This is a genomic window from Kitasatospora sp. NPDC032757, assembly GCF_055579305.1.
Genome location: NZ_JBVINN010000013.1, coordinates 88,858 through 101,228, shown reverse-complemented (window position 1 = coordinate 101,228; position 12,371 = coordinate 88,858). Strand labels below are relative to the sequence as shown.

Genomic DNA, 12,371 nt, shown 5'->3' with positions numbered 1-12,371 from the left:
CGCCGCCTTCTCCGGCACCCGGCACTGGGGGGGGGGGGGAAAAAGAAACAACAACCCCCCCCCCCCCCCCCGCTCCCCCCCCCCCCCCCCCCCCCCCCCCTCCCCCCCTGCCCCCCCCCCCCCCCCCCCCCCCCCCCCCCCCCCCCCGCCGGCGGGTGCGGGAAGTCAGACCAGGAGCTTCCCCTTGGCCTTCTGGTACTCCTCCTCGGTGATGGCGCCGGCGGCCTTGAGGTCGGCCAGCTTGGCCAGGTCCTCGACGTGGCTGCGGCCGCCGCCCCCGCCGCCCGGGGCGCCGCCGCCCTCGGGTGTGTCGGTGGCGGCGTCACGGATGTACGCCTTGAAGGCGGCCTCGCTCTTCTGGGCCTGGGCGACGTCCCGCTCGCCCATCGATTTTCCACGCGCGATGACGTAGACCAGCACGCCGATGAGCGGTATCAGGATCACCAGGATCAGCCAGCCCGCCTTGCCCCAGCCGCTGAGGTCGTGGCTGCGGAAGATGTCCGTGATGATCTTGAACAGCAGGAAGAACCAGAGGATCCAGAGGAACAGCTCCAGCATCGTCCAGAAGATGTTGAGCAGCGGGTAGTTGTCCATGACGCTCCCGTCGGTGCGGACCCGAGTTCAATCGAGTCGTATCACCGCATACCGGACGGTGTGCTGCGCTGTTCGGCCATTCCGGTGACCTTCGGCCCCGACAGGCGTGGGCTCAGCCCGCGGCCGCCCGCTCCCGCAGCTCCACGGCCAGCCCGACCAGCTCGCCCCACCAGGCCTCGTGGCTGCGGACCAGCAGCCGCTGTGCCTCGGCCGGCTCGACTGCCCGCACCTCGACCACCTGCTCGCCGTCGTCCGGGTTGGTCGGCGTGGAGTCCACCGCCACCTCGGCCCAGCCCCAGAGCCAGGCCTTCTCGGGGTGCGGCTGCCACGGCCGGTAGGGCACGGGGTTGTCGGTCACGCAGCGGTGCGCACCCAGCCAGACCGGCTCGCCGAGCAGGCGGGCGCCGGCCTCCTCCCGGAGCTCCCGGGTCAGGCAGGACGCGATCGACTCGCCGTGCTCGCGGGTGCCGCCCGGCAGGAACCAGTGGTCGCGGTCGTCCCGGCAGAGCACGATGCGCCCGCCGTCGAAGCCCACGAGGTGGATGTTGGTGACGAGTTCGTCCGGCGGCAGCGCGGTGGAGAACTGGGCGTCGAAGCGCCCCCAGGCCCAGTACTGCGCCGCGTGCAACTTCGGGAACCGGGTCGGCAGGTCCGCCGGCCCGCCGGCTCTCTCGGTGGTGTCCGTCATCTACTGATCATAGTCCTCGGGCCCGGAGCCGGGCCGGTCCGTCGGGCCTCCCGCCGGTGCGTCAGGTCGCGGCCGGGACGCCGAACTTCGGCTGCAGATCGGCGGTGTCGAGGGTGCGCGGGCGGTGCGGGATGGCCGCCTCGATCGGGGCTCCGGCCCAACTGCCCAGCGAGATTTCGGCGGTGATGCCCGGGCCGAAGCCGGCGATCAGACCGTGGGTGCCGTCGGCGACGGTGCCCTCCGCGAAGAGGCGGGCCAGCGCGTCGAAGACCACCGCGCTGGCGATGTTGCCGCGTTCGGTGAGCGTGGCCCGGCTGAACCGGAAGGCGGCCGGCTCCAGACCGAGGAAGTGGCAGAGGTCGTCCAGGATGCGCGGTCCGCCGGCGTGCACGATGTAGAAGCCCAGGCCGGAGACGTCCCAGTTGTGCTCGGTGGCGAGCGTGCGCAGGGCCGGGGCCAGCATCTCCATGGTGCCGGGGACGCGCTTGTCGAGTTGGAAGTGGAAGCCGGTGTCCTTGACGCCGTAGGAGATCCAGTCCTCGGTGTGCGGGACGAGGTGCGAGCCGTTGCGCTCGACGTGCACGCCGGTGCCGCCGCGGCCGCGCATCACGGCGGCGGCGATCGCGTCCCCGAACAGGCCGTTGGAGAGCAGTGAGCCGACGCCGAGGTCGGTCGGCTGGTAGCAGAGCGAGCAGAACTCGCAGGCCACGATGAGGACGTTGGCGCCGGGATAGGCGCGGCAGAAGTCGTGCGCGCGGTTGACCGCGGCGCCGCCGGCCGCGCAGCCGAGCTGGGCGATCGGCACCTGCCGGGTGTCGGAGCGGAAGCCCATGGTGTTGATCAGCCAGGCGGTCAGCGAGGGCATCATGAAGCCGGTGCAGGACACGTAGACGATCAGGTCGATGTCGCGGGCGGACAACTCGGCGTACCCGAGGGCGCGTTCGACCACCTCGGGGACGCGGCGCTTGGCCTCGCGCTCGTAGACGGCGTTGCGGGTGGTGAAACCGGGGTGCCGCAGGGTCTCGTCGATCGGCTGGACCAGGTGCCGGGTCCGCACCCCGGTGTTCTCGATCAGCCTCAGCGCAAGGCCGAGCTGGGGGTGGTCGGCGTGCAGGGTGCGGGCCAGGTCGAGGGTCTGGTCGAGGGTGATGACGTGTTCGGGTACGGCGATGGCGGGACGGCAGAGTGTTGCCATGGGTGTGAAGTCTCCCCTGGTGACCCGTGCGGCCGGCGGCCGGCGCGGGCAGTGGCCTACGGGTGCGGTGGACGGGCGCCGGGACGGTGCGGCGGGGACGTCACCAGGCGACCGGCAGGGTACGCGGGTAGCGCCAGATCGAGCCGGTCTGCCAGTCCAGCTCGGCGGTCGGCACGGCCAGCCGCAGCCCGGGGAAACGGCGCAGCAGCGTGCCGATCGCCACCTGGAGCTCCATCCGGGCCAGGTGGGCGCCGGCGCAGTGGTGGGTGCCGTAGCCGAAGGTCATGTGGTTGGCCGCGCCGCGGTCGAGGTCCAGCTCGTCGGGGCGCTCGAACACCGCCGGGTCGCGGTTGGCGGCCAGGTAGGAGACGTGGACGGCCTCGCCCGCCCTGATCAGCACGCCTCCGAGCTCGACGTCCTCGGTGGCGACCCGGGCGATGCCGACGCCCTGGCGGAACGGGATGAAGCGCAGCAGCTCCTCCAGGGCGCTCGGCAGCGTCTCGGGCCGGGCGCGCAGCTTGGCGAGCTGCTCGGGGCGGGTGAGCAGGGTGTAGGTGATGTTGCTGAGCTGGTAGGTGCTGGTGTCGTGGCCGGTGACCAGCAGGACCATGGCCATCACGGCGAGCTCCTGGTCGTCCAGCAGCTCCTCCTCGTCCCGTGCGGTGGCGAGCGCGCTGATCAAGTCCTCGCCGGGGTCGCGGCGGCGGGCGGCGGTCAGCTCGGAGAAGTAGGCGCGCAGGGCGGCCTTGGCGCGCACCTGGCCGTCACCGCTGCCGGGGCCCATCGCCATCATGGCGACGGCGTTCTCGCGCAGCTCGGCGCGGTCCTGCTCGGGGATGTCGAGCATCTCGCAGATGGTGGTGAGCGGGAGCCGGCCGGAGAGGTGGTGGACGAGGTCGGCGGGGGAGCCGTGCTCCTCCATCCCGTCCAGGAGGCCGTCGACGATCCGTTGTGTCTTCGGGCGCATCCGCTCGACCTGGCGGTTGGTGAAGCCCTTGGCGACGAGCCGGCGCAGCCGGTTGTGGGCGGGCGGGTCCATCAGGTTGATCGCCTCGACCTGGGCGATCGGGGCGGGCGTCATCCGGGGGAGGTCCCGGCCGATGCCGGCCGCGCGGCTGAACCGGCGGTCGGTCGTGACGACGCGGACGTCCTCGTACCGGGTGGCCAGCCAGGCCTCGCCCTCGCCGTGCGGCAGCCGGATTCTGGCGATCCGCTCCTCGGTGAGCAGCAGTCGCTTGAGGAGGGGGTCGAACTCCAGGCCTTCGGTGTGGTTGAAGGGGCAGTCCCACACGGGGGCGGAGGTAGTCACGGGCTGATCCAAGTGGCCGGAGTCGGTACCGCCCGGACGTTGGGTCGTTCGGGCGCGGACGTGCTGATATTCCCCCATCGGGTGGCGGAAATCCGGACACGGCGGATTGTTCGCTCGATCGAGCGAGATAGCTGATTGTCATGCGATATGGGCGAGTTGGGGCCGGTAGCTCCTCCCGGGAGGGCGGGCGCGGGACGCCCGTGCGCGGGAGGGTGGCCATGGGAGGGCGGGCGCGGGAGGGCGGGCCGGAGTGTCAGGCAAGCCCTAAGCCGGAGCCTCCCGCCCCGGGGTGCGGGCGGTGGTGGTGCGGTTGAGCAGGTCGGTGCCGAGCGGCGTGAGGGTGTGCAGGACGGCGCCGCCGCGGCGCTGGGTGGTGATGAGGTTGGCGTTGCGCAGCACGGTCGCGTGCTGGCTGGCGGAGGCGGCCGAGACGTTGAGCCGGTGGGCCAGTTCGGTGGTGGTGCAGCTCGCCGCGACCGCGTCCAGGGCGGCGGCCCTGGTCCGGCCGAGCAGGGCGGTGAGCGAGTGGCGCCCGGAGCCGTTCTCCTCCTCGCTCCACAGCGTGGCGGCGGTGAGGACGTCGCGGACGGTCGGGATGGCGAGGGTGAGCGGTGCCTGTGGCTCGTCGCCGTCGGTGAGCAGCACGGGAGGGTCGGGGAGGAAGACCATCGGGGCCAGGACCAGCCCCCGGCCTTCGAGCCGGACCTCGTTGTCCCGGGGGTAGTCGACCTCCAGGACCGGAGCCCGCCAGCGGATCCGCTGCGGGTGGGCGGTGGCCAGCAGCTGTTCGACGCCGCCGTCCAGCAGGGTGCGCGCGTAGTCGGCCCGGACGGCGTCCAGGTGGGTGCGCAGCCGGCTCCACTGCGGGCCGACGGTGAGGTCGTGGCAGGCCGTCAGCGAGTCCGCCAGCAGGCGGCGGGCGGACAGGTCGCCCTGCTGGAGCGCGGCGTGCCAGCGCGGGTCGGTGCGGGCGGTGGCGACGTCGGCGACCTCCAGCCGGAACGTCCGGTCGGGGGTGCCGAGCAGCCGGTCGATGCCGCCCTCGACCGTGGTGTCCCGCTTGGTGAGCGTGCCGAGGTCCAGATGGGGGCTGAGGGAGGCCAGCGGGCGGAGTTCTTCGCCGATCCTCCGGGAGAACCGCCGGCGCCAGGGCCGGAACTGCGGGCAGCCGCCGGGGCCGGTGAGCTGGTGGAGGCCGAGGAAGGCCTCGGTGAGGGGGCCGAGCGTCGGCGCGACCCGGACCCGGGCGAGATCGTCGGCGGTGAAGTGGATGCGGAGCAACGGCCCTCCCCAGCAGTTGCGTCGAGTCTCCCGCAGGGCGCGCACCGCGTCCAGCAGGGGCTTTCGGCGAGCGCTGAAACCCTTGGCGGGGAGCCCGGTCGGGCGGTCAGGATGGGTCCGACGCCGGTGCCCGGTACGGGGGTCCGGGCACCGGCCCGGTCGGGGCGCAGGGCCGTGGAGGATGCCGGCCCGTCGGGGCGCCGGGCCGTGGAGGATGCCGGGCGCGATCCCGTGAGGCCGTCAACGCGCCTGCGGCGGACCGGATATGGCATGCACGCCACTAGGCAACCGGCCGGTAACCGCCCTACCGTCGAAATCCCCGCAGCTCTGACGGAGGAGCAGGTATGCACCGACGCCCCCACGCGCTCAGGCTCCTGGCCGCCGGCCTCTCGGCGGCCCTCCTCATCACCCCCGCCCTCACGGCCACCCCCGCCCCGGCCGCGCCCGTCGTGGCGGCCGCACCCGGCGACTACTGCGGCGGCCGCTGTCTCGACATCCTGCCGCCCGGCGAGAACGGCAACGCCACCCTCGCCGAGATCGTCCTCAACCGGATGTTCGGCAGCCGCCCCGCCCACACCGACGACCAGTTGGGCCCGTACGCCGACCTCGCGGCCGGCTACCAGGGCCTCACCGAGACGCAGTTGCGCTCCTTCTTCAACGACGCCTCCTTCGGCGTCCCCGCCGACCAGGTGGCGAGCACCAGCAAGCCGCGCTCCGACGTCACCATCGTCCGGGACAAGGCCGCCGGCATCCCGCACATCACCGGCACCACCCGCCAGGGAACCGAGTTCGGCGCAGGGTACGCCGCCGCACAGGACCGGCTCTGGGTGATGGACCTCTTCCGGCACGTCGGGCGGGGCGGGCTCTCCGGCTTCGCCGGCGGCGCCGCCGCCAACCGCCAACTGGAACAGAGCTTCTGGCAGGCCGCGCCCTACACCGAGGACGAACTCCAGCGCCAGATCGACGCCCTGGCAGGCCGGGGCGGGCGGGCACAGCAGGCCCTCGACGACGCCAAGGCCTACCTCGACGGGATCAACCAGTACATCGGCGAGGCCTACGGCGGCCGGTACTTCCCCGGCGAGTACGACCTGACCGGCCACATCGACCCGATCACCAACCAGGGCTCGATCGAGCCCTTCAAACTGACCGACCTGGTCGCCCTGGCCTCCGTCGTCGGCGCGCTGTTCGGATCCGGCGGCGGCGGTGAACTCGCCTCCGCCCAGGTGAAGTCGGCCGCCGAGGCCCGCTACGGCAAGGACGCCGGCGACGCGGTCTGGCGGTCGCTGCGCGAGGCCGACGACGCGGAGGCCGTCCAGACCCTGCACGAGGGGCAGAGCTTCCCGTACGCCCAGGTGCCGGACAGTCCACAGGGCGCCGCACTGCCGGATCCGGGCTCGGTGGTGCCCGAGCGGATGGTCTACGACGCCACCGGGTCGGCCGGGCAGCTCACCACCGCTGCGCCGGGCGTGCTCCCGGGCGGCCTGCTCAGCGCCAGGCACGGCATGTCCAACGCGCTGCTGGTCTCGGGCAGTCGCACCGACGACGGGCACCCCGTCGCCGTCTTCGGCCCGCAGACCGGCTACTTCGCCCCGCAGCTGCTGATGCTGGAGGAGCTCCAGGGCCCCGGGATCAGCGCCCGCGGCGCCGCCTTCGCCGGCCTCAGCTTCTACGTCCAGCTCGGCCGGGGCCAGGACTACGCCTGGAGCGCCACCTCGGCGGGCCAGGACATCACCGACACCTACGCCGTCCCGCTCTGCACCACGGACGGCTCCCCGGCCACCACGGCCGCCGACTCCTACCTCTGGCACGGCCGGTGCGTGCCGTTCGACCGGCTGGAGCGGAAGAACGCGTGGAGCCCGACGACCGGCGACTCCACCCCGGCCGGCTCGTACACGCTGGTGATGTACCGCTCGAACTACGGCCTGGTGACCGCGCGCGGCACCGTCGGCGGAGCCCCGGTCGCCTTCACCTCGCTGCGCTCCACCTACCGGCACGAGGCCGACTCCATCATCGGCTTCCAGGAGCTGAACGACCCCGGCGCCGTGCACGACGCGGCGAGCTTCCAGAAGGCCGCGCAGGACATCAACTACACCTTCAACTGGTTCTACGCCGACTCCCGGGACATCGCGTACTACAACTCCGGCAGCAACCCCGTCCGCGCGCCCGGCGTCGACGCGGGCCTGCCCGTCCGCGCCGAACCGGCCTACGAGTGGGCCGACTTCCAGCCGGCCGGCAACACCGCCCGGTACACCCCGCCGGCCGAGCACCCGCAATCGGTCAACCAGGACTACTACATCTCCTGGAACAACAAGCAGGCCACCTCGTACACCGCGGCCGGCTTCGGCAACGGCTCGGTGCACCGCGGCAACCTGCTCGACGACCGGGTGAAGGCCCTGCTGAAGAACGGCGGCAAGGCGAGCCGGGTCTCGCTCACCCAGGCCATGGAGAGCGCCGCCCTGGCCGACCTGCGGGCCGAGGACGTGCTGCCCGAGCTGCTGCGGGTGATCCGCAGCGCCCCGGTGACCGACCCGGCCACGGCCACGGCGGCGCAGCAGCTGGAGACCTGGCTCGCGCACGGCGCGCAGCGCCGGGAGACCTCGGCCGGCAGCCACGCCTACACCGACGCCACGGCGATCCGGACCATGGACGCCTGGTGGCCGCTGGTGGCGGAGGGCACGATGCGGCCCGGCCTCGGCGACCAGCTCTTCGCCGCGCTCACCGGCGCGCTGCAGGTCAACGAGTCGCCGTCCGGCGGGCAAACCGGCCCCGGTGGATCGGGATCCAGCGCCAACGAGTCCATCCCGCATCGGGGTTCGGCCTTCCAGTACGGCTGGTGGAGCTACCTGGACAAGGACCTGCGGACGGTGCTCGGTGAGCCGGTGGCGAGCCCGCTGGCCCGGCCGTTCTGCGGCGGGGGAGACCTGTCGGCCTGCCGCACCGTCCTGCTGGACACCCTGAAGCGGGCGGCCGCGCAGACCCCGGCCCAGGTCTACCCGGGCGACGGGGACTGCCCGGCCGGCGACCAGTGGTGCGCCGACAGCATCATCCAGCGGCCGCTGGGCGGGGTGACCGACCCCAAGGCCACCTGGCAGAACCGCCCGACGTACCAGCAGGTGGTGCAGTTCTCCGCGCACCGCTGAGCGCGTGCCACGGCCGCCCGGTTCCCCGTCCTCTTTCGTGGCGGACGGAGAACCGGGCGGGCGTTCGACGGCGTCCGTTCTGGCGTGATCAAAGCTGTCCTCGGCACGATGCCGATGTTCTGGCCCGGGCTGCTCTGCTCGCTGGTGCCGGCCGCGCTGCTCAACCGGCCGGTGGGGCGGCTGCTGCGGGCGCACTGGGCGGTGGCGTTCGTGCTGCTGCTCGCACTGGGCGGGCTGGTGACGCTCTCGCTGCTCCCCGACACGCAGGGCCCGTTCTGGGAGTACTCCCGCCTCGCCGTCCGGCACTGCACCCTCGACGGCGTACGGCTGCGCCCGCCCGGCGAGTGGCTCACGTCCCGCCAGGCCGACCTGGACGTCCTGGTGTTCCTGCCGATCGGATTCGCCGCCGCCCTCGCCGGGACGAAGCCGCGGGTGGTGGCCGTCCTGGTGGGCGCGGCGGCGCTGCCGTTCGCGGTCGAGTCCGCCCAGTACGCGGTGCCCGCGCTCGGGCGGGCCTGCGACCTGCAGGACGTCTGCGACAACCTGCTCGGCCTCGCCCTCGGCGCGGCGTTCGGCCTGCTCGCCGGTCCGTTGGCCCGCGCGGGCGCCCGTTCGCTGCGGGAGGGCCGGGCCTGACGCACGGCGCGGAAGGCGGAGCGGCACATCCCCGTGCAGTACGCGAAACGCATGAGGTAGGCGGCGCGCCCGTGGCCGGGGGCCGGACGTGTCCGTGGAGCCACGCACGCGGACGTGCCGGCTGCGGCGTGGTCCACCGCGGGCACGGCGAAGGCGACGCAACCTTCGCAAAAGCATCACAGCCGCGTCTGGAACCCTCACAGTCGGGCTGCCTAGGCTCCGCATGCGCACGACGACGTGCGTGGAGCCGGCCGACGATGGCCGGTGTGTGCCGGCCGCCCCGGCAGCACGGGAAGATCACATGGACTACTGCGCACCCTGCCGCCGCCACCTGAACGGCGCCCTGGCCTGCCCCGGTTGCGGGGCCCCCGCGGAGAACCGGGAGACGCCGCCGGAGGCCGCCGTGCCCGGCCCCCTGCCCGCCGGGGCGTCGCCCCCGCAGGGCGGCCGTGCCACCGGGCCGGCCGCCTCCCGGCGCGGTGCCCGCCGGTCCGGGAGGCGGCCCGGCGTCCTGGTGCTCTCGGTCGTCGGCCTGGCCGTCGCGGGCCTCGGCGCCGCGGCGCTGGCCGCCAGCGGTACGGAGGGCGCCCCGCCCTCGCCCGGCGCGGGCGGGCCGGACACGGCGCAGTCGCAGAGCGCCTCCGCCCCGGCCACCGCCACCCCCGCCGCCGCGCCGAGCGTGACCAAGGCTCCGGCCGCGCCGATCGCCCAGCGCACCGGCCCGAGCCCCACCGCGTCTGCCTCCGTCTCCGCCAGGAGCAGCGCTCCGGCGGCGCCGACGGCCACCCGTGCCCCCGACCCGGCCCAGCCGGCCCCGCCGGCCCCGCCGGTCCCACCGGCGCCGAGCACCGCCCCGTCCACCACCCCGCAGCCCTCGGCGACCGCCCCGCGCCCCTCGGCCACCACCGCCCCGAAGCCGACGCCCAGCTGCACGCCGTTCCTGTTCTGGTGCACGTAGCGAGCCGGCCGGCCGGCTGGCCGTTCGCGTCCGCGTCGCCGTCCGCGTCCGCTAGAGCGTGACCACCAGCCCCTCGTCGGCCGCGAGGACCTCACCGGCGAAGGTGCTCCGGGCCTCGGCGACCGAGCGGTCGCGGTCGCTGCCCGGCCAGAAGTGCGTGAGCAGCAGGCGTTCGGCCCGCGCGCGGGCCGCCCAGGCGCCGGCCGTCGCGGCGCTCATCAGACGGGGGTCGTCGCCCTCGGGCGCGGTGCCCTGCAGCGTGGCCCCGGCGATGAACAGGTCGGCGCCCGCCGCCAGCCGGGCGAGGGCCTCGCCCGGACCGGCGTCGCCGCTGTAGGCGAGGGTCAGGCCGGGGGCGGCCAGGCGGACGCCGGCGTGCGGGACATGGTGCGGCAGCAGGGCGGCGTCGAGGCCGAACGGGCCCACCCGGTGGCTCCCCGGGAGGTCGTGCACGTCGAAGACCTCGCGCAGGTCCTCGGTCGGCTCCATCGCCTGGACCCGCCGGACGACCCCCGGCGGGCAGTACAGCGGCAGGCGGGGCCCGCGCGGCTGGGCGAAGTAACGGGCGCGGCAGAGGGCGCTGAGGTCGGCGCAGTGGTCGGGGTGTTCGTGGGTGACGACCACCGCGCCGACGTCCCCGGCGGGGGCGTGCTCCAGCAGTCGGGGGAGCGTCGCGTAGCCGAGGTCCAGCACGAGGCGGAACCCGTCGTACTCCAGCAGGAAGCCGCTGGCACCCCGCCCGGCCTCCGGCCAGGCCCCGCACGTTCCCAGCACCGTCAGTCTGCGCATCAGGCGATGCTCTCATGCGGCCGGGCGGGGCCTGCCGGGTCAGGCGCCGAAGTTCAACGCGTACAGCGAGCGCACCAGTTCGGCGGTGACGAAGTCCATCGGGACGGTGCCGAGCACCGGCCGGGCGGAACGGTCGAGGCCGCCGAGGTAGCCGCGCAGCCTGGGGGTGATCGCGTCGGCGGCCTGGCGCGGCCAGAGGCCCCAGCCGGAGCTGGAGGTGAAGGTGAGGAAGAGCCGTTGCGGGTCGGTGGCGGCCCGGGCGGCGTCGAGGTGGGAGGAGACCTCGGGCCACTTGCGGGAGTTGAGGTCGAAGATGGTGCCGATGTCGTAGTCGTCCTCGATGTCGGTGTGCGGGCCGCCCCATCGCAGGCCGGGCAGGCCGGAGTTGTCGGCGATCAGGACGACCCGGCCGCGGACCTCGCCCAGGTGCGGGATCCGGTCCTCGGCCCAGAACAGGCCCGGCCACCGCCGCTGGTAGTCGGCGAAGAGGGCGCCGAACTCGGCGTCGGAGACGGTGGAGTACTCCTGCTTGACCCGCATCACCAGGGTCTCGCCGGGGTGCGCGGCGAGGAAGGCCTGGCACTGGTTGAGTACGTCGCCGAAGAAGATCTGCTGGAAGACCGGGCCGTGGTGGATCGCGAACACGCCGTCGATGAACCGGCAGCGGATGTCGAGGAAGCGGATGCCTGCCGCGAACTGGTCCGGTGCCGAAAGCGTTTGAGTCTGCGTCAGGGCGCCGCCGTAGAGCGAGCAGGTGTCATGGGTGCCGGGGAGGGTGAGCCGCGCGAGGGAGGCCTGCGGGTCGACGGCGCCCAGCCAGTCCGCCCCGCCCGGGACGGTGGCCGCGGAGGCCCGCGGCATGCCCGCCCCCAGCCCGGCGGAGGCGAGGGCGCCCAGCAGGGCGGTGCGGCCGAAGGTGCGCCTGCTCATCGGTGTACGGGTGCTCAAGGACATGGCGTGGTACCCCCGTTGGGTGTGTGGGGACGGGACGGGAGAGTGAGTGGCATGCTCATTGTCGGGATGCCGGCCCGCTTTGCCCAGGGGTGCGGACGGTGGAACCGGCACCCCGCGGGCACTCGTCCGGATGAATGCCGAGGCCGGGGCCGACCGAGGAGAGTGCGATGGACCGCAGAACGGTGGGCAGGATCCGGGTCGGAGCGGGCGTGCTCGGGCTGACGGGGACCGCGGTCTGCCTGGCCGTCGGCGTCTGGCCGACCGCCGACGGCGCCAGCCCGCTCTCCCTGGACGGGTGGATCCTCTGCGGGATCTTCTTCACCGTCTCGGTGCTCGGTCATCCGAAGATGCGGTGGAGCGGCCCCGGCTGGCTCTACGGGACGGCCTACCTCGCACTGCTCGGAGTCGTGATCTGCGTCGGCAGCTTCCACGCGGGCCTGCGCCGGAGCGGCATCCAGGACCGCACCACCCGGCCGGTGACGGCCACCCTGAGCACGTGCGACCGGATCCACCGGAGCGGGGACGGCCCTGACACCGGCTCCTTCAGCTGCCTCTACAGCTGGACCCTCGACGGCCGGTCGTACCAGGAGACCCGGAGCACCATCGAACCGCACCGGGACGGCGACCACGTCCGCCTCTGGGTCGACCCGGAGAACGGCCAGACGGACGAGCACGACGCGAAGCGGCCGGTCATGATGTTCGTCCTGGCCGCCGTCGCAGGGCTCGCCGTCCTCGGCTACCTCTGCCTGGTCGCCCGCACCCTGCTCAGGTTGCGCCGCCGCCGGAGGAGACCGGTCCGGCGCCGCGGTTGAGCGTCCCGCCCCCCG

At 73.8% G+C, this 12,371-nt stretch carries 11 protein-coding genes; 4 read left to right on the top strand and 7 right to left on the bottom strand.

Annotated features, from left to right (window positions below):
- Nucleotides 1-165 precede the first annotated feature (165 nt).
- The 5 genes from ACZ5WK_RS17490 to ACZ5WK_RS17470 form a co-directional block, all read right to left on the bottom strand.
- A complete protein-coding gene (locus tag ACZ5WK_RS17490; protein WP_465548297.1) occupies nucleotides 166-594 on the bottom strand; it encodes an SHOCT domain-containing protein in 429 nt (142 codons plus the stop codon).
- 112 nt (nucleotides 595-706) lie between these two features.
- On the bottom strand, nucleotides 707-1,282 hold the full coding sequence (locus ACZ5WK_RS17485) for an NUDIX domain-containing protein (protein ID WP_396319171.1): 576 nt from the start codon (nucleotides 1,280-1,282) through the stop codon (nucleotides 707-709).
- 61 nt (nucleotides 1,283-1,343) lie between these two features.
- Entirely contained in the window at nucleotides 1,344-2,477 is a 1,134-nt protein-coding gene (locus ACZ5WK_RS17480; protein WP_465548296.1) for a type III polyketide synthase, read from the bottom strand.
- Nucleotides 2,478-2,577: 100 nt separating this feature from the next.
- Complete coding sequence (locus ACZ5WK_RS17475) at nucleotides 2,578-3,786, bottom strand: cytochrome P450 (RefSeq protein WP_465548295.1); 1,209 nt, start codon at nucleotides 3,784-3,786, stop codon at nucleotides 2,578-2,580.
- A gap of 264 nt (nucleotides 3,787-4,050) precedes the next feature.
- Nucleotides 4,051-5,067, bottom strand: coding sequence for an ArsR/SmtB family transcription factor (locus tag ACZ5WK_RS17470; protein ID WP_465548294.1), 1,017 nt, complete (start codon nucleotides 5,065-5,067; stop codon nucleotides 4,051-4,053).
- A 344-nt stretch (nucleotides 5,068-5,411) separates the two neighbouring features.
- Between ACZ5WK_RS17470 and ACZ5WK_RS17465 the strand changes: the two genes are divergently transcribed.
- The 3 genes from ACZ5WK_RS17465 to ACZ5WK_RS17455 all read left to right on the top strand — a co-directional run bounded on the left by ACZ5WK_RS17465 (nucleotide 5,412) and on the right by ACZ5WK_RS17455 (nucleotide 9,801).
- Nucleotides 5,412-8,207, top strand: a complete 2,796-nt coding sequence (locus ACZ5WK_RS17465) for a penicillin acylase family protein (protein ID WP_465548293.1) — start codon at nucleotides 5,412-5,414, stop codon at nucleotides 8,205-8,207.
- An 84-nt stretch (nucleotides 8,208-8,291) separates the two neighbouring features.
- A complete protein-coding gene (locus ACZ5WK_RS17460) occupies nucleotides 8,292-8,843 on the top strand; it encodes a VanZ family protein (protein ID WP_465548292.1) in 552 nt (183 codons plus the stop codon).
- A 301-nt stretch (nucleotides 8,844-9,144) separates the two neighbouring features.
- On the top strand, nucleotides 9,145-9,801 hold the full coding sequence (locus ACZ5WK_RS17455) for an SCO2400 family protein (protein WP_465548291.1): 657 nt from the start codon (nucleotides 9,145-9,147) through the stop codon (nucleotides 9,799-9,801).
- A gap of 51 nt (nucleotides 9,802-9,852) precedes the next feature.
- Here the strand turns inward: ACZ5WK_RS17455 and ACZ5WK_RS17450 are convergent, their stop codons facing one another.
- Together ACZ5WK_RS17450 and ACZ5WK_RS17445 are read right to left on the bottom strand one after the other, a co-directional pair.
- Nucleotides 9,853-10,590 (bottom strand): MBL fold metallo-hydrolase, encoded by a 738-nt coding sequence (locus tag ACZ5WK_RS17450; RefSeq protein WP_465548290.1) that lies wholly within the window; start codon nucleotides 10,588-10,590, stop codon nucleotides 9,853-9,855.
- A gap of 39 nt (nucleotides 10,591-10,629) precedes the next feature.
- Nucleotides 10,630-11,520, bottom strand: a complete 891-nt coding sequence (locus ACZ5WK_RS17445; RefSeq protein ID WP_465548289.1) for a phosphatidylinositol-specific phospholipase C — start codon at nucleotides 11,518-11,520, stop codon at nucleotides 10,630-10,632.
- Nucleotides 11,521-11,711: 191 nt separating this feature from the next.
- Between ACZ5WK_RS17445 and ACZ5WK_RS17440 the strand changes: the two genes are divergently transcribed.
- Complete coding sequence (locus ACZ5WK_RS17440) at nucleotides 11,712-12,356, top strand: DUF3592 domain-containing protein (RefSeq protein ID WP_465548288.1); 645 nt, start codon at nucleotides 11,712-11,714, stop codon at nucleotides 12,354-12,356.
- Nucleotides 12,357-12,371: the final 15 nt, after the last annotated feature.

Coding starts and splice junctions, on each gene's coding strand:
- ACZ5WK_RS17480 (WP_465548296.1), bottom strand. CDS start 2,477: ATGGCAACACTCTGCCGTCCCGCCATCGCCGTACCCGAACACGTCATC.
- ACZ5WK_RS17440 (WP_465548288.1), top strand. CDS start 11,712: ATGGACCGCAGAACGGTGGGCAGGATCCGGGTCGGAGCGGGCGTGCTC.
- ACZ5WK_RS17485 (WP_396319171.1), bottom strand. CDS start 1,282: ATGACGGACACCACCGAGAGAGCCGGCGGGCCGGCGGACCTGCCGACC.
- ACZ5WK_RS17455 (WP_465548291.1), top strand. CDS start 9,145: ATGGACTACTGCGCACCCTGCCGCCGCCACCTGAACGGCGCCCTGGCC.
- ACZ5WK_RS17450 (WP_465548290.1), bottom strand. CDS start 10,590: ATGCGCAGACTGACGGTGCTGGGAACGTGCGGGGCCTGGCCGGAGGCC.
- ACZ5WK_RS17445 (WP_465548289.1), bottom strand. CDS start 11,520: ATGAGCAGGCGCACCTTCGGCCGCACCGCCCTGCTGGGCGCCCTCGCC.
- ACZ5WK_RS17490 (WP_465548297.1), bottom strand. CDS start 594: ATGGACAACTACCCGCTGCTCAACATCTTCTGGACGATGCTGGAGCTG.
- ACZ5WK_RS17465 (WP_465548293.1), top strand. CDS start 5,412: ATGCACCGACGCCCCCACGCGCTCAGGCTCCTGGCCGCCGGCCTCTCG.